At 67.1% G+C, this 21545-nt stretch carries 17 protein-coding genes; 5 read left to right on the top strand and 12 right to left on the bottom strand.

Features of this window, described 5'->3' with window-relative positions; translation table 11 throughout:
- Nucleotides 1-294: 294 nt before the first annotated feature.
- Nucleotides 295-1023: a TetR family transcriptional regulator gene (locus AC3FNH_RS17355; RefSeq protein ID WP_488720946.1), complete on the top strand. Its 729-nt coding sequence runs from the start codon at nt 295-297 to the stop codon at nt 1021-1023.
- Nucleotides 1024-1029: 6 nt separating this feature from the next.
- Here AC3FNH_RS17355 and AC3FNH_RS17350 read toward each other — a convergent pair whose 3' ends face one another.
- The gene (locus tag AC3FNH_RS17350; protein ID WP_488720980.1) at nt 1030-2088 is read right to left on the bottom strand and encodes an ABC transporter substrate-binding protein; all 1059 of its coding nucleotides are present in this window, start codon (nt 2086-2088) and stop codon (nt 1030-1032) included.
- A gap of 263 nt (nt 2089-2351) precedes the next feature.
- Between AC3FNH_RS17350 and AC3FNH_RS17345 the strand changes: the two genes are divergently transcribed.
- Nucleotides 2352-3029, top strand: coding sequence for a response regulator (locus AC3FNH_RS17345; protein ID WP_276099002.1), 678 nt, complete (start codon nt 2352-2354; stop codon nt 3027-3029).
- A 1-nt stretch (nt 3030) separates the two neighbouring features.
- Nucleotides 3031-4524 carry a sensor histidine kinase gene (locus AC3FNH_RS17340; RefSeq protein ID WP_488720945.1) on the top strand — a complete coding sequence of 498 codons (1494 nt, stop codon included), beginning with the start codon at nt 3031-3033 and terminating at the stop codon, nt 4522-4524.
- A gap of 29 nt (nt 4525-4553) precedes the next feature.
- Here the strand turns inward: AC3FNH_RS17340 and AC3FNH_RS17335 are convergent, their stop codons facing one another.
- From AC3FNH_RS17335 to AC3FNH_RS17300, 8 genes are all read right to left on the bottom strand, one after another.
- Nucleotides 4554-6023 (bottom strand): dihydrolipoyl dehydrogenase family protein, encoded by a 1470-nt coding sequence (locus AC3FNH_RS17335; protein ID WP_488720944.1) that lies wholly within the window; start codon nt 6021-6023, stop codon nt 4554-4556.
- Nucleotides 6024-6086: 63 nt separating this feature from the next.
- Nucleotides 6087-6983 carry a patatin-like phospholipase family protein gene (locus AC3FNH_RS17330; protein ID WP_488720943.1) on the bottom strand — a complete coding sequence of 299 codons (897 nt, stop codon included), beginning with the start codon at nt 6981-6983 and terminating at the stop codon, nt 6087-6089.
- Nucleotides 6984-7016: 33 nt separating this feature from the next.
- Nucleotides 7017-7442, bottom strand: a complete 426-nt coding sequence (locus AC3FNH_RS17325; RefSeq protein ID WP_488720942.1) for a PaaI family thioesterase — start codon at nt 7440-7442, stop codon at nt 7017-7019.
- 66 nt (nt 7443-7508) lie between these two features.
- Nucleotides 7509-8567: an AbrB family transcriptional regulator gene (locus tag AC3FNH_RS17320; protein ID WP_488720941.1), complete on the bottom strand. Its 1059-nt coding sequence runs from the start codon at nt 8565-8567 to the stop codon at nt 7509-7511.
- Nucleotides 8568-8680: 113 nt separating this feature from the next.
- Nucleotides 8681-10195, bottom strand: coding sequence for a tripartite tricarboxylate transporter permease (locus AC3FNH_RS17315; protein WP_488720940.1), 1515 nt, complete (start codon nt 10193-10195; stop codon nt 8681-8683).
- 27 nt (nt 10196-10222) lie between these two features.
- Nucleotides 10223-10696: a tripartite tricarboxylate transporter TctB family protein gene (locus AC3FNH_RS17310; protein ID WP_488720939.1), complete on the bottom strand. Its 474-nt coding sequence runs from the start codon at nt 10694-10696 to the stop codon at nt 10223-10225.
- Nucleotides 10697-10957: 261 nt separating this feature from the next.
- Nucleotides 10958-11926 carry a tripartite tricarboxylate transporter substrate binding protein gene (locus AC3FNH_RS17305; RefSeq protein ID WP_276098994.1) on the bottom strand — a complete coding sequence of 323 codons (969 nt, stop codon included), beginning with the start codon at nt 11924-11926 and terminating at the stop codon, nt 10958-10960.
- 264 nt (nt 11927-12190) lie between these two features.
- The gene (locus tag AC3FNH_RS17300; protein WP_488720979.1) at nt 12191-13066 is read right to left on the bottom strand and encodes a ChaN family lipoprotein; all 876 of its coding nucleotides are present in this window, start codon (nt 13064-13066) and stop codon (nt 12191-12193) included.
- A 269-nt stretch (nt 13067-13335) separates the two neighbouring features.
- On the opposite strand from AC3FNH_RS17300, the gene AC3FNH_RS17295 reads away from it, so the two are divergent.
- Both AC3FNH_RS17295 and AC3FNH_RS17290 read left to right on the top strand, forming a co-directional pair.
- Nucleotides 13336-15120 carry a lipase family alpha/beta hydrolase gene (locus AC3FNH_RS17295; protein ID WP_488720938.1) on the top strand — a complete coding sequence of 595 codons (1785 nt, stop codon included), beginning with the start codon at nt 13336-13338 and terminating at the stop codon, nt 15118-15120.
- Entirely contained in the window at nt 15117-16016 is a 900-nt protein-coding gene (locus AC3FNH_RS17290; RefSeq protein ID WP_488720937.1) for a T6SS immunity protein Tli4 family protein, read from the top strand. The genes AC3FNH_RS17295 and AC3FNH_RS17290 overlap by 4 nt, the downstream gene beginning before the upstream one ends.
- A gap of 173 nt (nt 16017-16189) precedes the next feature.
- Here AC3FNH_RS17290 and AC3FNH_RS17285 read toward each other — a convergent pair whose 3' ends face one another.
- The 3 genes from AC3FNH_RS17285 to AC3FNH_RS17275 all read right to left on the bottom strand — a co-directional run bounded on the left by AC3FNH_RS17285 (nt 16190) and on the right by AC3FNH_RS17275 (nt 21538).
- A complete protein-coding gene (locus tag AC3FNH_RS17285; RefSeq protein WP_276098991.1) occupies nt 16190-19387 on the bottom strand; it encodes an efflux RND transporter permease subunit in 3198 nt (1065 codons plus the stop codon).
- A 3-nt stretch (nt 19388-19390) separates the two neighbouring features.
- Complete coding sequence (locus AC3FNH_RS17280; RefSeq protein WP_488720936.1) at nt 19391-20632, bottom strand: efflux RND transporter periplasmic adaptor subunit; 1242 nt, start codon at nt 20630-20632, stop codon at nt 19391-19393.
- Nucleotides 20633-20899: 267 nt separating this feature from the next.
- A complete protein-coding gene (locus AC3FNH_RS17275) occupies nt 20900-21538 on the bottom strand; it encodes an MOSC domain-containing protein (RefSeq protein WP_276098989.1) in 639 nt (212 codons plus the stop codon).
- Nucleotides 21539-21545 lie beyond the last annotated feature (7 nt).

Below are 21545 nucleotides of genomic sequence, written 5' to 3'. Positions count from 1 at the left end.
ACATTCAAGCATGTATGTTAATCCTGTACGGTAAAGCGGGGCTTTAGGCGCTTCGCTTGCGCTTTTTGGCTGAGTGTGTGCAACCAAATCGGTTTTCAGGCGTTGAATCCATGCGCAATGGGTCTGGACGCGTTAGGATGCGCGCCGGTCGTCGCGGCCGGTTGCCGCGCGCCGGATTCCGCAAGTGACGGTAACAACCCGCCGGTGCAAGGGCACCAGCACACGTGACTGCGACAGCAGCCACGTCAGGGGAGCAAAACGGACCGGTCCCCAAGGCCGGCACCAGAGATAGAAATGGCCAGACGTACCAAGGAAGAGGCGCTTGAAACGCGCCACCGGATTCTCGACGCGGCCGAAACCGTGTTCCACGCGCGCGGTGTCGCGCGCCCGTCGCTCGCGGACATCGCCGAGGCGGCAGGTGTCACGCGCGGCGCGATCTACTGGCACTTCAAGAACAAGAGCGACGTGTTCGCCGCCATGTGCGACCGCGTGAACCTGCCGGTGGAAGCCCTTTGCGATCCCGAGCGCATCGCGCGCCAGGAAGATCCGCTCGGCGGCATCCGCGACATTTGCGCCTTTGTCTTTCGCCAGACCGTGGTCAACCCGCGCTGGCGGCGCGTGTTCGAGATCATCTTCCACAAGTGCGAGATGGTGCAGGACAACGGCGCCATCTTCGAGCGCCAGCGCCAGTCGCACCAGGAAGGCATGGTGAAGATCCGCGAGCACCTGCGCCTGGCGGTGGAGCGCGGCCAGCTGCCAGCCGACCTGGACCTGGACCTTGCGGTGAACGCCTTCCATGCCGGCATCGGCGGCGTGCTGGCGCACTGGCTGTTCTCGCCGCAGGACTTTGACCTGGACGCCAATGCCGAGCGCCTGGCGGACGTCTTTATCGATACCCTCAAATATTCCACGGCCCTGCGCCTGGGCTATGTTCCGCGCCCGATGGCCGAACTGGACCAGGAACTGTCCACACTGTGCGAAAAAGCTGGGAAGAACGGCGACTGCGCCTCCCTGGCGACCTGACCGGAGTCAGCCGCGCATGGCCTCGCGCCAGCGCGTCAGGAAGGCACGCTTGCGCAGGGTATCCTGCGCCGCGAGCAGGCCGGGGCCGACGCTGATCGGCCTGAGCGCGTAGCCCAGCCGCTCCGACAGCGCCGCCGCCGTATGCGGACTGTCGGTATCGGTGCGCACCGTGTAGAGCTGCGAGGCGGAGTTGCCCAGCACCGTCTGCCCTTCGCGCGAGAGCAGGAAATCCAGCCACAGCCGCGCCGCATTGGGCCGCGGCGCGCGCCGGGCAATGAAGGCCACGCGCGACATCACCAGCGTGTAGTCGCGCGGTGCAATGACGTCGATGCCGGCGCCGCGCTCCATCAGCGACAGCGCATACGAGCCAAGCAGGTTGTAGCCGAGCACATATTCGCCACTGGCGATGCGCTCGATCATGTCCGCCGTCGACGTCGACAGCCGCGCATGCGCGCGCCCCAGCGCCTGCGCCAGGTACCAGAATTCGCTGCCCATGCGGGCATCCTGCTGCGCCAGCAGGTAGCCCACGCCGGAGCGCTCCACATCGTACGTAACCACCTTGCCGCGCCAGCGCGGCGCGTGCTCCTGCAGCAGGCGCGCCAGGCCGCTGCGGCTGCCCGGCGGCCTGGTGCCGGCGAAGTGGCCGCGGTTGTAGACGATCACCGCGGGCTCGAAGGTCGTGCCCCAGGCCTCGTCGCGCCATACCGCCCAGGCCGGCAGGCCGCTGCGCTCGGGCGATTGGTAGCGCTGCGCGTAGCCGTCATTGACCAGCTTGATCTGCAGGTCCATGGCCGTGCTCCACAGCACATCGGCACAGGCGGCGTCCCGGGCCGGCTGCGCCTTGCCGAGCGCCGCGCTCTCCGCCAGGAAGCGCTCATGCAGCTCGATCGTGTTCAGGTCTTCGTAGCGCACGCGGATGCCCGGGTAACGCGCCTCGAACGCCCGGATCAGCGGCTGCGCCGCGTCGAGATCGGTCGAGGCATAGACATGGACCGCGCCCTCGCGCATCGCGCGCGAGACGGTGACTTCGTATTCCGACGGATAGCTGGCCGGCGGCGCGGGCATTGCGTCCTGCGCCAGCGTCCCGCCCGCGAACGGGGCCAGCGCGGCACCGGCCAGCAGCCGGCGGCGCAGGGTCGAGGCCGGGTCTTGCGCAGCGATGGGTTCGGATGGCGGTGTCAGGCGCTGGGACACGATGGTGCGGAGCGGCAAGAGGGAACAACGGTGGACTGGCGACGCTGCGTGCGCCAGTAACGGCAGGGCGGGGGTATTATAGGCGCCCGCGGGCTGTAGACCGCATCGACAGAACCAGCAGGAGGAGAACCAGCATGCGCATTCTGCTGGTGGAAGATGAAGTGGAGCTGGCGCGCTGGGTGGCCCGCGCGCTCGAGCAGGGCGGCTTCGTGATCGAGCACGTGACCGACGGCCTTCAGGCCGAGGCACGGCTGGTCGCCGAGGAGTACGACGTGGTCGTGCTCGACCTGCGCCTGCCCGGCAAGGACGGCCTGGCCGTGCTCAAGGCCATGCGCGCGCGCGACGACCGCACCCCGGTGCTGATCCTCACCGCGCAGGACACGCTCGACGAACGCGTGCGCGGCCTGAACCTGGGCGCCGACGACTACCTGCCCAAGCCCTTCGCCATTGCCGAACTCGAAGCGCGCATCCTGGCGCTGATCCGCCGCAGCCGCGGCCGCGCGCATCCGCGCCTGCAGTGCGGCACGCTGGTGTTCGACGGCGAAAGCCGCGGCTTTACGCTCGACGGCCAGCCGCTGGCGCTGACGCCGCGCGAATCGACGCTGCTCGGCGCGCTGCTCGCGCGCAGCGGCCAGCCGCTGACCAAGGCCCAGCTGCTCGACAAGGTGTTCTCGCTCGACGCCGACGTCAGCCCCGACGCCATCGAGGTGCTGGTCTACCGCCTGCGCAAGAAGCTGGCCGGGCACGGCGTCACCATCGTCACGCTGCGCGGCTTCGGCTACCTGCTCGAGCCCGAGACACCGGCCGCCTGATATGTGGCCCCGCAAGCTGCGCCTGCGCGCGCGGCACCCGATCCTGCTGTGGCGGCGCGGCAGCCTGCGCCGCCAGCTGCTCCTGCTGCTGGTGCCGGCGCTGGCGGCCATGATGGCGATCGACACCTGGCTCACCTACGGCACGCTGCGCGATGCCGCCAACACGGCCTACGACCGCTCGCTGTACGGCTCGATCCGCGCCATCGACAACGCCATCGGCATGGCTGGCGACAGCGTCCAGATCACGCTGCCCGACGCCGCCATGGAAATGTTCGAGACGGCGGCGCAGACCCACGTGTACTACCGCGTCTCGCTCGAACGCGCCGGGACGATCGAGACCGTCACCGGCTACGACGACCTGCCGCTGCCCGGCGGCGCACTCGCCAGCAACCAGCCGCGCTTCTACGACGATGACGACTACCGCGGCGATGCGGTGCGCATCGCCGCCATGGCACGCCCCGTGTACCGGCCCGACGCGCACATGCGCGTCATCATCCAGGTCGCCGAGAGCGCCGAGCCGCGCACCGCGCTGATCGGCAAGGTCTGGCGCAGCGCGCTCGCGCGAGATCTGCTGCTGATCGTGCTGAGCGCGGCAATCCTGGTCGGCGGCGTGACCTATGTGTTGCGCCCGCTGGGACGGGTCCGCGACGACGTCGAAGCGCGCTCGTCCGATGACCTCACGCCGCTCGCGTTCGACAATGTGCCCATTGAAGTGAGCCCGCTCGTCGATGCCGTGAACCTGCACGTCGCGCGCTCCGAAGCCATGGCGCAGGCGCAGGCGCAGTTCATCGCCGACGCGGCGCACCAGTTGCGCACGCCGCTGGCCATTTTGAAGACGCAAGCCGAATTCGCGCAGCGACAGCTTTGCGCGGGCGACGCAGATCCTGCCTCGCGCCAGGCCGCCGGCGAAGCGGTCGGCGGCATCGTCACGCAACTGGAGCAGGCCGCCCGGCTGACCAACCAGCTGCTCGCGCTGGCGCGGGTACGGCAGCACCACGGCGAAGCCGTCGCGCAGGCGGTCGATGCCGTCGATATCTTCGATGCCGTCACCGTGGCCGAACAGGTCGCGCTGGACTACCTGCCGCTGGCGCGCGGCAAGCAGCAGGACTTCGGCTGGGAGCCGACGCCGGGCCTGAAGCTGCCCGTGCGCGCCGATGCGGCGCTGTTGCGCGAGGCACTGGCTAACCTTGTCCACAACGCCATCCAGTATTCGCCGCGCGGCAGCCGCATCACGCTGTCGGCACGGCGCATCGACCAGACGGCGTGCCTGATGGTCGAGGACGACGGGCCGGGTATTCCCGCCAGCGAGCGCGAAAAGGTGTTCGCGCGCTTCTACCGGCGCGTGGGCAACACCGAACCGGGCTCCGGACTCGGGCTGGCGATCTCGCGCGAAATGGCCGCGCGGTTTGGCGGAACCGTGGAGCTGGCAGAAGGATCGCAAGGGCAGGGGGTCAGGGCACTGCTGAAGCTGCCGGTCAGCGAACAGGGCCTTTGACGGGCCCCTGTCCGCAACCGTATTCCCCATCAGCCGAACAGCTCTTCCGCCACCGTGGGATGCAGTTGCAGCGTAGTCTCCAGGTGAGATTCGCGCACCCCGAGCCGCAGCGCCACCGCCATCGCCTGCACGATCTCCGGTGCCGCGTTGTCCATCAGGTGCACGCCCAGCACGCGCCCGGTACGCGCGTTCAGCACAAGCTTGAACACTGATTGCAGCGCATTGCCGCCGAAGCGGCTTTCGAGCGAGACAAAGCGCTTGACCACGGTGCGGATGCGCTCGGGCTTGCCGGCCTCTTCGACGGCCTGGGCCTCGGTCAGCCCGACCGCGCCGATGGCCGGTTCGCAGAACACGGCGGTCGGCACGAAATCGAAGTCCGAGCGTTCGCCGCGGCGGCCGAACAGCCGGTCCGCGAGCCAGCGGCCCTGCGAGGTTGCGACTGGTGTCAGGTGCAGGCCTTCGATCGCGTCGCCGATCGCATAGATCGAGCGCACCGAGCTGCGGAACTGCCGGTCCACCTTGATGCCGCCCTTGTCGCCGAGCTTCACGCCTAGCGCATCGAGCCCGAGCCCGTCCACGTTCGACACGCGCCCGACCGCTACCAGCGCCGCCTGCGCGCGCACGGATTCGGTCTGCCCCGGCTTGTTGCGGGGGCGATAGCAAACCTCCAGCGCGCCGTTGGCCTGGCTGATCAGGTTGACGGTGGCATTCAGGTGCAGCCGCACGCCCTTGGCTTCGAGCGCGCCCGCAAGCGCCTCGGCGATCTCCGCGTCGAAATGCGGCAGCAGCCTGTCGCCGGCAACGATCAGGTCCACCTTGACGCCGTAGCGCGACAGGATCGATGCCTGCTCCACGCCGATGTAGCCGCCGCCGATCACGGCGATCGATCCCGGCACGGTCTGCCACGTGAACACATCGTCCGAATTGCTCGCAAGTTCGCCGCCGGGAATGTCGAGCGCTTTGGGTCGGGCGCCCGTGGCGATCAGGATGCGCTTGGCGCGGATGACTTCATCGCCCACGCGCACTTCATCGGGCGCCGTGACGGTGGCATCGCCGCGGATGATGTCGACGCCCGCTTCGAGCAGGCGCTGTGCGTAGGCCACGTTCAGCCGCGCCACTTCCGCATTGACGCGCACGATGGCATCGCGCCAGTCCTCGTGGCCACCCGTGTGAGACAGGCAGCCGGACAGGATCGCGGCCCAGCCCGCGCCGTACGACAGCATCTTCTTGGGCACGCAGCCCCGGTTGACGCAGGTGCCGCCGATTTCATCGCGCTCGATCAGCACGACGCTGGCTCCATGCGACGCCGCGCGCCGCGCGCACGCGACGCCGGCCGAGCCGCCGCCGATCACGACGAAGTCGGCCTTGCGCGAACGCGCGGGCTTGCCGCTCTTGCCGCGCGCACGCGGCACGCGTTCCACCGCCGGCTCGGCACTGACTTGACGGGCCCGCCTTGGTCCGTTGTCGGACGTGGCGGTTGTTGTCTGGCGCTTGCTCATCCATGCCTCCTGTCGCGGCACGCGGCCGCATCGACAAACGATCGGACCGGCACCAGCAACGCGCTAGGCGCCGGACTTCAGTTCCGTATTCAGGATCGACGGCCACTCGCGCAGGAAAGTTTCCCCATCGCGGCGGCCCAGGTCATAGGCGTGCGTCATCGCGTCGGGCCGGGTGTAGTCCCAGCTCGAGATCGGCACGCGTTGCGAAGGCTGCAGGTACAGGCGGCGCTGGCCGCCGCTTTGCATCACGAAACGGCGCGGGCGCGGATACAGCCGCGTCACCAGCACCAGCACATTGCCCGGCGTGGCGTCGAGCGCGTCTACGGGCACGTTATCCACCAGGCCGCCATCGAGCACCGCGCGCCCTTCACGGCGCAGCACCGGCGTGAAGGGCGGCGTGGAGGCCGACTGCAGCAGCAGGTCGGCAAGCTGCTCGGGCGAGCCACAGTCCTGCGCGCGCACGAACTCCGGGCGGAAGCCAAGCTTGCGCCCGAGCCGCGGATGCAGCGTCTTGAGCACGTGCTTGTCGATGTTGTACGCCAGCAGCCCCGCCGCCACGGCCAGGCGCGGCCCGCTCCAGCGCGGGATATGCGCGACGCCGATGCGGATCTCCGGTGCCTGCTGCAAGTGCGCGAGTCGCCCGTCTGCAAAGATCGAAAGCAATGCCGTGCGGTAGATGCCGTAGTGCGGGAACACCCGCTCGCTGCGCAGCAGGTTGCCCCAGTAGGCGTTGCGCTTGTTGTTCGACAGCACCTGGCGGTAGTACGCCATGGTCTGTTGCGAGTCATGCGCATAGACCATGCAGGCCGTGGCCGCGCCCGCGGAAATGCCGGCGATCACGCGCGGGCGCAGCTTCAGTTCCGGCGCCACCGTGTCCCACCAGCCCGCCTGCCACCAGCAGCGGTTGCCGCCGCCGGCGAAGACGATCTGGTCAAAGGGGGTCGTGGTGCCGGTAGTCATGCCGCGATCTGCGAGTCGTTTGCGGGCCCGGCGTCAGAGCAGGGCATAGGTGGTGGTAGCCTGCACGGCCAGCTTGCCATCGGTGCCAGTCAGCTCGATCTCGCCGAACACCACGGTCTTGCCAAGGCGCAGCACGTTGGCGCGCACGAGCACATCGCCGTCGATCACGGGGCGCATGAAGTTGGTATTCAGGGTGACGGTGGTCATCGGCCGGAACGCGCCCAGCGCGCTGGCCACGGCGACGATCATCGCGGTGTCGGCGGCCGACATCAGCACCTGGCCGCACACCACGCCGCCCGCATGGCGGAACATTTCCTGGAATGGCAGCCGCAGCGTGATGCCGGCGTCATCGACGGCTTCGGCACGCAGCCCGAGCTGGCGCACCCAGGGCGCGAGCACGCGCTCCAGCGTGGCATCGATCTCGGCAAGGGTCAGGCGGCGTTCGGCGGATTCGGACATGGCGATCCTGGTCTTGTTGTCCCGCTGGGATGTCGCCCGGTAGCCGCCCGGAAAGCGGGCTGGCCGCTACTCCGTCTCCTCCGGCGCGACGCGATGTTTGAGCCAATGATACAGGGGGCCGGTGGCCAGCACCACGAAGGCCATCCGGATCACATGGAAGGCGGTCACGAGCGGCACGCCAAGCTCCAGCACCTTGGCCGTAATGCACATCTCGGCAATGCCGCCCGGCGTGGTGCCCAGGATCATCGTGGCCGGATGCGCGCCGGACAGGATCGAGATCACCCAGCCGAGCAGCGCCGACACCAGCAGCGCCGCCACCGTGTACAGCGCCACGCCCGACAGAAAACGCGGCGCGGTATGCAGGAAGTCGCGCGAGAAACGCGCGCCCAGCGACACGCCGATCAGCAACTGGCCGGCGCGGCTCATCCACGTCGGGATGGCCGACAGCTCGACGCCCGAAGCGGTCAGCACCGCCGCGGCCAGCAGCGTGCCGATCACGAACGGATTCGGCATATTGAGCCGGCGCACCAGCAGCGCCACGCCAAGCGTGATGGCGATCAGCGCCAGCAGACCCGGCGCGCTCACCGTGCGCGGCCCCGGGATGTACGGATCGAGGCCATGGATGCCGCCGTACTGGAAGATCGCCGGCACCGCCACCACCACCATCAGCACGCGCAGGGAATGCGCCGCCGCGACCTGGTCGATGCGCGCGCCGTTGCGCTCGGCCAGGTTGGCCATCTCCGAAGCGCCGCCGATGGCCGTCGAGAAAAATGCGGTCTTGAACGCGACGCCCGTGGTCCGGCGCAGCAGCAGCGCGCCGCCCGCGCCCAATGCCAGCGCGAACAGGGAGCCCGCGATGATGTAGGGCAGAAATTCGAGCAGCCGGGCCACCACGTCCGGCGTGAAATACAGACCCAGCGATGCCCCAATCACCCATTGTCCGGCGTTGCGCGCTTGATTCGGCGCGCGCAGGTCAGCGCCGGCCATGCGCGCGCTCGCGACGGACAGCAACGGCCCGATCATCCACGGCAGCGGTGTGCGCAGCACGGTGCAGAGCAGGGCGGCAGCCAGGCCGAGCAGCAGCGTCAGCACGAACGGCAGCCAGCGATGGGAGGAAAGACTCATGATGCAGCGGCCTGGCAGGGGGAGCCGGCGCCTTGTTGTTGTGGATGCAAGAATGCATGAAGCCCGGCGCGCATGCACCGGGCTTCGTTCATCTTATGACACGGGGCGCATGATCACGCCGCATTGTCCGCCTGCTCGTGCGCGGTCGGACGATTGGCATGCCAGCGCAGCAGGCGCGGGATCACCACCACGGCCACGGTCATGGCCAGGATGGTGGCCGAGATCGGCTGCTTCACGAACAGGCTCCAGTCGCCCTGGCCGATCGACAGCGCATTGCGCAGCTGCTTTTCGGCAATCGGTCCGAGGATCAGGCCGACGATGACCGGCGCGGTCGGGAAGTCGAAGCGGCGCATCACCATGCCCAGCAAGCCGACCACGAACAGCAGCAGCAGGTCGAACCAGGACTGGCGGATGCCGTAGGCCCCGAGTCCGGCGAAGATCAGGATGCCGCCGTACAGCAGCGGCGTCGGCACGCGCAGCATGCGTACCCACAGGCCGATCGCCGGCAGGTTCAGCACCAGCAGCATCACGTTGCCGATGTACAGCGATGCCAGCAGGCCCCACACCAGGTCGCCCGAGGTCTGGAACAGCATCGGGCCCGGCTGCAGGTTGTAGTTCTGGAACGCCGCCAGCAGGATCGCCGTGGTGTTCGAGGTCGGGATGCCGAGCGTCAGCAGCGGGGCCAGCGTGGCGGTCACGGCGGCGTTGTTGGCAGCCTCCGGGCCGGCCACGCCTTCGATCGCGCCGACCTTGCCGAACTCTTCCTTGTGGTTCGACAGCTTCTTCTCGGTGGCGTAGGAGAGGAACGTCGGGATCTCGGCGCCGCCGGCCGGGATCAGGCCGAACGGGAAGCCGATGATGGTGCCGCGGATCCATGCCGGGACCGAGCGCTTCCAGTCCGACTTGTTCATGTGGACCGAGCTCAGCTTGTTGAAGGTGCCCTCCGGCTGCGGGAAGAACGCGTTGAACAGCGCCTCGCCCACGGCGAACAGGCCCACGGCCACCACCACGATGTCGACGCCGTCGTACAGCTCCTGCACGTTCATCGAATAGCGGGTCTGGCCCGACAGCGAATCCATGCCGATCAGGCCGATGCCCAGGCCAAGGAACAGGCTGGTCATGCCGCGCAGCAGCGACGAGCCCAGCACGGCCGAGACCGTGGTGAACGCGAGCAGCATGATCATGAAATATTCGCCCGGGCCGAACTCCAGCGCGACGTCCGCCGCCACCGGCGCGAACATCGACAGCAGCACGGTGGCGATGGTGCCGGCCACGAACGAGCCGATCGCAGCCGTCGCCAGCGCCGGGCCGGCACGACCGTTCTTGGCCATCAGGTTGCCTTCCATGGCCGTGACCATGGTAGACGACTCGCCCGGCGTGTTCATCAGGATCGAGGTGGTCGAGCCGCCGTACATCGCGCCGTAGTAGATGCCGGCGAACATGATCAGCGCAGCGGTGGGTTCGACCTTGGCCGTCAGCGGCAGCAGCATCGCCACTGTCAGCGCAGGCCCGATGCCGGGCAGCACGCCAATGGCGGTGCCGAGAAAGCAGCCCACCAGGGCCCACATCAGGTTGATTGGCGTGATGGCGACGGCAAAGCCGTGCATCAGCTGGTTCAGGGTATCCATTCGTGACTCCTTGCTGAACGGGCGGGCTCAGAAGCCGGCGATGGGAAGCAGCGGCAGGTTGATGCCGAGCAGGAATTCAAACAACGCCCACATCGGCACCGTGATGCACAGGCCGATGATCGCGTCGCGCACGATGCGGCGGCTGCCGTAGCCGCGCGCCACGCAGATCATCAGCAGCGTGGACGACAGCACGAAGCCGAGCGTGCCGATCAGCGCCATATTCAGCACCAGGCCCGCCGACACCCACAGGAAGCCCTGGAAGTTGTGCGGGGCGCTGGGCAGTTCGGCGTCTTCTTCGGGCATGTTGCGGAAGCCGCCGCGCACGCCCTGCCAGGTCAGCAGCGCGCCGCACACGGCCAGGCCGATCGCCACCAGCGTGGGCACGAAGCGCGGCGACAGGCCGGCATAGCCTTCTTCGCCCGAGATGCCCGACAGGCCGAGGAAGAAGAACAGCGAGATCGCCAGCACGGCAACGCCGATGGCGAGATGGGAGGGTTTCATGGAGACTCCTTGGGCCTTTGTCGCCAGCACAGGGGCGCTGGCGTCCGCGACGCTGGCTTTCTGAATCCTGCGCGGCCGCAGGGCCCGGCGACATGTAGTTTTGGTTTGGCTATCGCAGGTGGCAGACACCGGGCCCCGCGCCGTTTTCCCGGCTACCGTCTATTGCGGCAGCTTCGGCAGGCACGACAGGTAACACTTCAGCACTGCTCGGATCCGCGGGGCCGCGGATCCGTACTGCAAGGCGCTCGCGCGCCTCTGTTCTTACTTGGCTACGCCCAGTTCGCGCAGCGTGCCGCCCAGGCGGGCCGATTCGCTGTCGACGAACTTGCCGAACTCATCGCCGGTCAGCAGGAACGGCGTCCAGTCATTCTTCTGCAGCGTTTCCTTCCAGGCCTTGCTCTCGGTCGCCTTCACCACGGCGTCGATCATGGCCTTGCGCTGCTCGGGCGTGGTGCCGGGCGCGCCGTAGACGCCGCGCCAGTTGTAGATCTCGACGTTCACGCCCTGCTCCTTGAGCGTCGGGATGTCGGCGGTGCGGTCCTTGGAGGTCACCGCCAGCGCGCGCATCTTGCCGCTCTTGATGAACGGCAGGAATTCCGACACGCCGGCAATGCCGACGGTCACGTGGCCGCCGAGGATCGAGGCCGACGCTTCACCGCCGCCCTGGAACGGCACGTAGTTGATCTTCTTCGGGTCCACGCCGACGTCCTTGGCGATCAGGCCGGCCAGGATGTGGTCGATCGAACCCTTCGAACCGCCGCCCCAGCTCACGCTGCCGGGGTTGGCCTTGAGCTGCGTGGTCAGGTCCTTGATCGACTTGATCGGCGAGCTGGCCGGCACGGTGATGACCATGGTGTCGGCGAACAGGCGCGCGATCGGCGTGGCGTTCTTGAGCGTGACCGGCGGATGGTTGGTCTCGATGGCACCGACCATCACCGCGCCGACGACCATCAGCGCATTCGGGTTGCCCTTGTCGGTGTTGACGAACTGGGTCAGGCCGATGGTGCCGCCCGCGCCGCCCTTGTTGTCATAGGTGGCCGTCTTGGTCACGCCCGAGGCGATCATCGCGGCGCCCAGGCCGCGGCCGGTCTGGTCATAGCCGCCGCCCGGGTTGGCGCCGATCATGAACTTGACGGTGTCCATGGCATAGGCAGGCGCGGCAACGGCGGTGGCCGCAACCACGGCCGAGGCCATGACGATGTGGGCGAAACGGTGAATCGAGCGGCGCATAACGGTCTCCTTGTGGTATTGCCGTATCTTCGGCTGGCCGTCATGGCGTCGCGTCGGGACCCGGGAGACACGGGCGCATACCGTCACGAAGGAACCGGTAGGTCGCTGTCTCCTGTCCGTTGCACGCCTTGCATGCCGGCATTGTTATGGGCTTCTGTGTGACCCGCTGGTGGGTCATGTGCCGGATTCTAGGCGTTGAAAACTGTCAAAAGGCTGTCAGATTGACAGCTCTTGCATCGGGGTTTACGTGGATAGGCGGGTGATTCAGCGCGCAGCAGGCGCGGATGCGGCGACCGGCATGGCCTTGCCCACTACGGCGTCGCGGCACGGATCGCCGCGTTCCACGGGCGCCACGGTCACGACGCGGTCGAAGCCCGCCGGGTTGCCCTGGCCGTGCTCCAGATAGCCCACGCTGACCGCCTTGCCGGCATCCGCTCCCAGCCAGCGCGGCACGCCGATATCGTTGCGCACATGGCCATTGCCCGCGATCAGCACCGCGCCGCGCGCCGCGTAGGGACGCAGTGTGGCCGCCATCACGGCATCGCGCGCGGCCTGCGCGTCGAGCATGCCGGGCAGCATGGCCTTGGGAAAATTGCCGCAGTGGCCTTCGTCGAGCACCGCGGTCTGCGCTGCCACCAGGTCCGGCGGCAGCGTGCCTGCCAGGCCCAGCCGGGCACGCTCCTGCGGCGTGAACAGGCCGTCAAGGCCGCCGCGCACTATCTTCGCCGCGTCGGCGCGCGACAGGTTCGCGGCCAGCAGCGGCAGGTCGTACGCCAGCGCCAGCGCCACCACTGGCCGGTACAGCGGCCATTGCCAGCCGCCACCGCCGGCCTGCGCGATCAGGTAGTCGGCGTCGTCCGCTCGTTCGCGGCGCGCGCGGTCGATATCGGCCTGGCGTTCGCGGTCGAATTGTTCCATGGCAATGGCGGGGCGCCAGCCTTGCTCGATGGCGTGGGTCAGCGCGGCGAGGCGCTGTTGCTGGCCGGCGGGGTTATCGTGGACTTCTCCCAGCAGCACGTAGGACTTGCCGGCAAAGTCGGCATTGACTTCCGCGGGAGACGGTCCCTGGGTTGCGCAGCCGGCCGTCAGCACGGTCAGGGCCGCCGCCAGCATGCCGGCCATATGCAACCGGATTGACATCATGCGGTGTTCCTCCCTTATCTCAATGCGGCCGCCAATGGCGAGATTCTCGCCCACCTTGGCCAGGTTGCCGTCGGACAGATCCTTCAGCGCCGTGCCCGCGATCCAGGTTGCCGCCAACGCAATGCCGCCGGCCGGCCAGCTATAGCTCGGTGTAAGTCCCCGCTCGGCACCTTCCTTGCGGCTGGTCAATCCGGGCGTTCCGTCCGGCAGATAACTTGCCTCGGACTCGCTCAATTGCAGGCCAATACCGGCCCTCCACCGCCACCATGGAAAACCCCGGCTACCTACTCTACCGCAGCATCATCGACGACGACGGCGATCAATATGCCCCGGTGACACTGACGCCAGCGGAAGATCAGCGTGAAAAGATCGTCCTGGCCAAACCTTACGTGATTCCCGTCCTCTTTTTGCCCGGCATCATGGGCACCAATCTCAGGAAAAAGGAAGGGAAGGATATCGCCTGGCGTCCGCCAAACACGGACCTGCGCGGCGCGGCAGATGCCATTTGCCAACTCTTCAGCTATCTGTTCAAGAATGCGAAGGACCGCGCCCACGACCTGGCAACCGCCACGGTGGAGGTCGATCCCAGCGGGCCGATCGACGCCGGCCTGAGCGGGTTGCCCAGAAACGTGCTCGTTGCGCGCGGCTGGGGAGCATTGATGCGTTCCTCCTACCACCGGTTCATGGGCGATTTGCAGCACCTCCTGAACTCACTGGCGGAATACGATTTCGAGCGCTGCGTAGCGGACCTGAAGGGCTGGGCAGCCGAAGATGGCCAATCCCCGCCTTCGGACTGGGGTGCGGACCGTGGTGAGGCATTGACGCGCGAGGAAATCCTGCACGCGGCCAATTACCAGTTCGATGTCTGGGCCGGCGGCTACAACTGGCTGCAGAGCAACCGCGACTCCGGTGCGGCCATCAAGGACCTGATCGAGAACACGATCCTGCCGTACTACAACGAAGGCAAGACGGCCGTTGCCGAGGACACGCCAGACGGGGAGGGTGGCGACCACTGCCGCATCCGTCGCCGCAAGCCTGGCCGGCCGCTAGCCGAAAAGGTCATCGTGGTGACCCATTCGATGGGCGGGCTGGTGAGCCGTGCGTTGACCGAGATTCACGCGTGCGACAAGGTGCTGGGCGTCTCGCACGGCGTGCAGCCGGCCACAGGCGCGCCGGCCACATACAAGCGCATGCGCGCGGGCTTCGAGGGCATGGAGCAGGTGGTTCTAGGCCGGAATGCCGCCGAGGTCGTTGCCGTTCTGTCGCAGGCGCCGGGTGGGCTGGAGCTGTTGCCGACGGCGGACTACAACGACGGCCAGCCATGGCTAAAGGTGAGGGAGCGCAAGGGTGTCAACGAGACGCTGGCATTGCCGAAGCATCGGGATCCTTACGGCGAGATCTATTTGTCACGGGCGTGGTATGGGCTGGTGCCGGACGGGAATCTGGGGCTACTGAACCCAGCCGGCATGCATGTAGGGGCGAATCTGACCAGCTCATACATGTCCAATCGCGAGTCTCCTCGCTACACCATAAGTGAAGTCATCGATAGTGTTCGGGAGTTTCACGAAGCAATCAAAGAGCAATACAAAGTGCCCACCTACGCTTACTACGGCGCACAAGGGCAGCGAAACACTGAGAAAGAGCGTGGCGGGCTGTTCAACAGCGGCCTGCTCGCCAGCACAGATCGGTTCAGCTGGGGCGAAGTTGCATGGGAGGGGACCGGCGTCGGAGCATTCGATCCCGAGATGGGCAGGATTACCAGCGACAGTGGCAATGGCACGCTGAGGACTTCGCAGGGGCTCAGCCTGACACTCAGCAAACCAGATTGTCCGGGGGATGGCACGGTTCCTCTTCAATCCGGTGCGGCGCCGGCAAAGACAGGCATCGAAATGAGCTTTGCACATGGCCAAGACTGTCCAGGGCAACAGAACAAGCATTTCTGCTACGGCCATCAGGACAGCTATGGGGACAAACGCGCCCTTTACGCCACGATGTATGCGATCGTGAAAATCGCCCAGCAAGCCCAATGGCACAAGAAGGAGTCAGCATGAAAGAAGGATGGAGAACCCATGCCATCGGTCGGCATTTAGTCGACCTGCCTGGAGACGCGCGGACAATTGAAAGCCATGCACACAACGGGGTCAAAATCGAGGCGATGCCAGCAATTCAGACGCAGGCAAGCCTGGATCGGTTTGTCGCCAAAGAGGAGCAGGCCCTGCGGGAGGCCCGACACGTCAAGCATGGCAGCATGTTTATCGACCGCGTGCCGCATGCCAATGGAGCAGTGACGCTAATATCGTGGAACAGACCAACGGGAGACATACTATATCGCTTTGAGACGTACTTCAGGGCCGGATCAAGGACCGTAAGGTATGCGGGAAATGTCTCCCCCGACAATAAGCAGTCGGCACTGTCTGATTGCGAAAAATTGTCTCGTGAGTGGCGCGAAATCCCGCCAGGAGAATTGCCGGCAGGGATCGGTTATGTAGCCAATGATGTTGTTCTGGTGGACAAGCAACTGAACCTCGAAAGCTGGCGCATGGTGATCCACCTGGCGGGCAAGCCCGACGTTTCATTCAGGATCACTGCCTACGTACAACGCAGCGTGGAGCTAGGCCTGCGCAAGCGGGCCGGCGGGGTTCTGGCCGGGCTGCTGGGTGCGGTGGCCGGCTTTACCCAACTGCGCAATCGTGAGCGCCCGGTCGGCCCCATCGAGGCCGACGAGATTCTCGTGGCGGGCACGCAGGACGGCAAGCGGACTTACGGCTTCAAATGGGAAGCGCCGGGCAAGGCCGACTCCCTGGCTGAACCAAATCTGAATATATCGCTGCAGGTCGGCGAAAGCGCTTACCGCACCAACAAGGAGTCGTTTGCCAGCGACGAGGAGGCGCTGGAGTTATGGGACGCCGTGGTCGGCTCCATTCGGCTGCGCCCGGGGGCCGTATGAGTACAGACCAGATTCGCGCCGCCATGTGCTGCGGATAGTGGTGCGGCCCTCCTGAAAGTTGCCGGGTCCCCGCATACGCGGGGACCACGTGTCGGTTAGCACGCGCAAGTCATCGTGGTCAACGCGCCGTCATCGCTCACGCAAGCGGAAGTGGAAAACTTCGCTTCCGTCCTTCAGTGCTGCTGCACCGTCTCGGCGTGCACCTGCTCCGGCAGCCTGTTCCCGTCCGCATCGATCTGCAGCGGGCCGGTGCCCGAGAACCGGTCCAGCGCCAGGTAGATCACCGGCGTGATGAACAGCGTGATGACCTGCGAGAACAGCAGGCCGCCGACCACGGCCAGGCCCAGCGGCTGGCGCAGCTCGGCGCCCGCGCCCAGGCCCAGCGCCAGCGGCAGCGCGCCCATGACGGCGGCGAACGTGGTCATCATGATCGGCCGGAAGCGCAGCAGGCAGGCCTGGCGGATGGCCCGCGCCGGCGCCATGCCTTGCTCACGCTGCGCCGCGAGCGCGAAGTCGATCATCATGATGGCGTTCTTCTTGACGATGCCGATCAGCATCAGCACGCCGATGGTCGCGATCAGCGACAGCTCCACGTTGAACAGGAACAGCGTCAGCAGCGCGCCGATGGCGGCCGAGGGCAGGCCCGCCAGGATCGTCAGCGGATGGATGTAGCTCTCGTACAGCACGCCCAGCAGCGTATAGATGACCGCGATGGCCGCCACCAGCAGCACGATCTGCGTGGCCTGCGACGACTGGAACACGGCCGCGTCGCCACCCCAGCTCGTGAAGATGGAGGTCGGCATGGCGATCTCCTGCCGGTAGCGGTCGATCTTCGCCGAGGCCTCTCCAAGCGCCGCGCCGGGCGCCAGGTTGAACGACACCGTCACCGAAGGCAGCTGGCCCTGGTGGTTCACGGCAATCGGCCCGACCCGGCGCTCGGTCGTGGCGAACGCGGAGATCGGCACCATCTGGCCGGTCTTGCTGCGCACGTAGAGCTTGGTGAACGCGCTTTCGTCCTGGCGGTCGACGTCGGCGGCCTGCAGGATCACGTAGTAGTTGTCGATCGGCGTGTAGATCGTCGACACCTGGCGCTCACCGAAGGCCGAGTACAGCGCCGTGCGCACGTCCTGCATCTGCACGCCGAGCGCGTTGGCCTTGTCGCGGTCGATCGAAAGCTGCGCCTCCAGGCCCGATTGCTGCGAGTCGCTGGTAACGTCGCGGAAGATCGAGTCCGCGCGCATCTTTGCCATGAGCTTGTCGCTGAACTCCTGCAGCTGGCCGGCCTTCACGCTTTGCAGCGTGTACTGGTAGCGGCTCTTGCTCTGGCGTCCGCCCAGGCGCAGGTTCTGCACCGGCGAGAAATACACCGCCAGGCCCGGGATACCGGACACGTCCTTGCGCAGCGACTCCACCACCTTTGGCATCTTGGGCCGCTCGCCGAGCGGCTTCAGTTCGATGAACATGCGGCCGGTGTTGATCGCCGGCGACGGGCCGCCGCCGATCGAGACCACGATGCTCTTCACCGCCGGGTTGGCGCGCATGCGCTCGGCGGCATCGCGCAGCCGCTCGGCCATGGCGTCGAACGAGATGTCCTGCGGGCCTTCGGCGTTGACCTGGATCTGGCCGATGTCTTCCTCGGGGAAGAAGCCCTTGGGAATCTTGACGAACAGCACGGCGGTCAGCACGAAGGTCAGGCCGGCGGCCACCAGCACCACGCGCCGGTGCGCCAGGCACCAGTCCAGGCCGTGCGCGTACTTGTGCAGCGTCCACTCGAACAGGTTCTCGAACCACTGCGTCGAGCGCATGCCCAGCGTCTGCTTCTGCACCACCGCCGGCGCGTGGCCAGCGTGATCGCCATAGGCGTGCTGCGATTCATCGACCGGCACGTTCTCGGCCGACAGGAAACGCGCGCACAGCATCGGGATCAGCGTGAGCGACACCAGCGCCGACACCAGGATCGACAGCGACACCACCGCGGCGAACTCATGGAACAGCAGCCCGATCACGCCCGGCATGAAGAAGATCGGGATGAACACCGCCACCAGCGAGATCGAGATCGACAGGATGGTGAAGCCCATCTCGCGCGAACCGACCAGCGCGGCCTTGAGCGGCGGCACGCCTTCCTCGATATGGCGCACGATGTTCTCGAGCATGACGATGGCGTCGTCCACCACCAGGCCCACGGCCAGCGTGATGGCCAGCAGCGACACGTTGTCCAGGCTATAGCCGAAGGCCTTCATCAGCGCCACCGTGCCGATCAGCGAGATCGGCAGCGACACCGTGGGGATCAGCGTGGCGGCGGCGCGGCGCAGGAACAGGAAGATCACCATCACCACCAGCGCGACCGTGAGCGCCAGCGTGAACTGCACGTCGTGGATCGATTCGCGGATCGAGTTGGAGCGGTCGTTGACCACCGACACGTTGACCGAGCCCGGCATCTGGGCCAGCAGCCGGGGCAGGGCGCCCTTGATCGCATCCACCACGGCCACGGTGTTGGCGTCGGGCTGGCGCAGCACGGCCAGCACGATGGAGCGTTCGTTGTTGAGCCAGCTGCCGGTCTTGAGGGTCTCGACGCTGTCTTCCACCTCGGCCACGTCGGACAGGCGTACCAGCACGCCGTTGGGCTGGCTCGCGACGATGATGCCGCGGAACGCTTCGGCATTGGCAAGCTGCCGGTTGGCCTGGATCGTCAGCGTCTGGCGCGCGCTGTCGAGCGTGCCGACCGGCGTGTTGGCGTTGGCACGGTTCAGCGCCGTGGCCAGTTCGTCGAGCGTCAGGCCGCGAGCGGCCAGCGCGTCCGGGTGGGCGCGCACGCGCACGGCAAAGCGCTTCTGGCCGAACACCTGGACCTGCGCCACGCCGGGCAGCGTGGCCAGCGTCGGCGAGATCAGGTTGTCGCCAAAGGCATTGAGTTCAGCCAGGCTCATCGCCGGCGAGTTGATCGCCAGCAGCAGCACCGGCGCATCGGCCGGGTTGACCTTGCGGTACGACGGCGGCACCGTCATCTCGATCGGCAGCGAACGCTGGGCGCGGAACAGCGCCGCCTGCACGTCCACGGCGGCGGCATCGATGTCGCGGTCGCTGTCGAATTCGATCGTGATGCTCGAATTGCCAAGCGTGTTCGACGAGCTGATCACCGTCACGCCCGGAATCGTCGCGAACTGCTTTTCAAGCTGCGTGGCCACCGAGGCGGCCATGGTTTCGGGGCTTGCGCCCGGCAGCGTCGCCGTGACCTGGATCACCGGCGAGTTGAAGCTGGGCAGCGCGGCGATCGGGATGGTCGGGTACAGCACGATGCCGGTGACGATGACCGCGATGCACAGCAGCACCGTCATCACCGGACGGCGGATACAAAGCTCGGACAGCGTCATGACTTAGTGTCCCTGGGCGGCAGCGGGCGCGCTCGCCGGCGTGGCGGCGGGGGCGGACGCCGGCGCGGCTTCGCGCACCAGGGCGCCCGGGCGCAGGTTCTGCGTGCCTTCCACGACCACGCGCGTGCCCGGCGGCACGCCTTCGATCACGGCCGACGTGGCGGTGGTGGTCACCATCTTCACGGGCATGCGGGCGACCTTGCTGTCCGGCTGCACGACGTAGACGAAGCGGCCTTCCGGCCCCGTCACCACGGCCTGCGGCGGCACCGACAACGCATCCTTGAGTGTCTGCACCACGGCGCTGACGTTGGCATAGGTGCCGGGCCACAGGCGCTGCTCGTCATTGTCGAACTGCGCCTTGACGCGGATGGTGCCGTACTGCGGGTCGACGGTGTTGTCGATGAAGGTGATCTTGCCCGTCACCGGCGTCTTGCTGCCGTCGTTGGGCTGGGCCGTGACCTGCACGGGGCCGGAGCGCAAGGCGTCGCGCAGCGCGGCGAGCTGGCGTTCGGGCAGGCTGAAGGTCACCGCGATCGGCTGGACCTGAGCGATGGTGACCATCGGGCCGGTGCTGTTGGGCAGCACCATCGAGCCCGGGAAGACATTGATCACGCCAGTGCGCCCGCCGATGCTGGCGCGGATCGCGCCGTAGCTGACGGCGACGCGGCTGGCCTCGATCGCGGCCTGGTCGGCGCGGATGGTGGCCTCGAAGCCGTCCACCTTGGCCTGGGCCGTATCCACCGCGCTCTTGGAAATGAAGTTGCGCTCCAGCAGTTCCTTGCTGCGCGCCAGGTTGCGGCGCGCGTCGGACAGGTCGGCCTGGTCGCGCAGCAGCTGCGCCTGCGCCTTGGCCAGGTTGGCCTCGTCCATGCGCGTGTCGAGCGAGAACAGCAGGTCGCCGGGCTTGACGGTCTGGCCTTCCTTGATATGGACGGCGCGCACGGTACTCGAGACCTGTGGGCGAACCTCGACTGTGGATAACGCCGTCACGTTGCCGTTGGCCGTGAATTGCAGCGGCACGTCGCCCTGCTGCACGAGCGCGGTAGCGACCACCACCGGCGCGGGCCCCTTCGCGACGGGCCTGGGTGCCAGCCAGGCATGCCAGCCGAACCATCCCGCCCCGCCAAGCACGGCCACCGTGATCACCACGACCCACGGCGATACCCGGCCCCGGCCGGTTCCCGCGGACGCACTCCAGTTGCCGTCGACAAACCCCTTGGGCTGATCGATCCTGTCTGTCTTCATCTTGTGTGGACCCTCTAAGCCGCAGCGCGCCTCCCCGGTGACGTCCCGCCTCTTCCTGCCGTGACCGCCCAATACGGGCAGCCCGGGGACCGGGCGGGTACGTGTCGCGCAAAACCTGTAGTAGTACAGCGGTTCGCCCCGCGTAGCCAGCGCGGACTATTACAGCGCGTTACAGCGGTAACGGCGTGATCCGGGCCTGGCTTGATTGGCGACGAGGGTGGCGTGGCGGAGGCGGGGGCGACTGCTTGTATCGATAGACAAACATTATCAGAAAAGCTGCCGCCGGCCATCCCGGCGCCAGCGGTTAATGCTGTCGATCGACAATTTGCGTGGCCCATGATGCACATAAATGGCATCGCCTGCCCGGACTTCGCCGGTCCGCACCACGCTCAGGTAGACGCCGGAGTAGCCGCTCTCGACCATGTCGCGGACGGCATGGCGGTAGCCCAGCACCGCATTGAACTTGCACGAGGGCTGCCGCGGCGACGCCACACGCAGCAGCGCGGTGCCGATGCTCAGCATGTCGCCGACCCAAAGGTCGGTCTCGTCCAGGCCTTCGATGGTCAGGTTCTCCCCCATGGCGCCGAATGGCAGGCCACGGTGCGCTTCGGGTTGCGCGGCGGCGCGGCGGCGCGCGTTCCACCAGGCGTAGTGCTCGGACGGATAGGCATAGACAGCCTTGTCCGGGCCGCCATGCGCCGCCAGGTCCGCCTGCTCGTCGCCGGCCACGCCGAGCGGACGCACCTGCACGCGCAGCGGGCGGGCCAGCGTGCTGACCGGGTGCTTGCGGATGCCGGACATCACCACCGCCTCGGTGCCGGCGCGGGCGACCACCAGCGGAATGGCCTTGCCGATACTGATCGCCAGCACGCGTGCGCCGGCCAGGACTCCGTTCGGTTCGCTCACGATGCCC

It is taken from the genome of Cupriavidus sp. 22TCCZM01-5 (assembly GCF_057798915.1).
The sequence above is the reverse complement of the archived record's forward strand: the minus strand, read 5'-3'. Positions and strand labels throughout refer to the sequence as shown.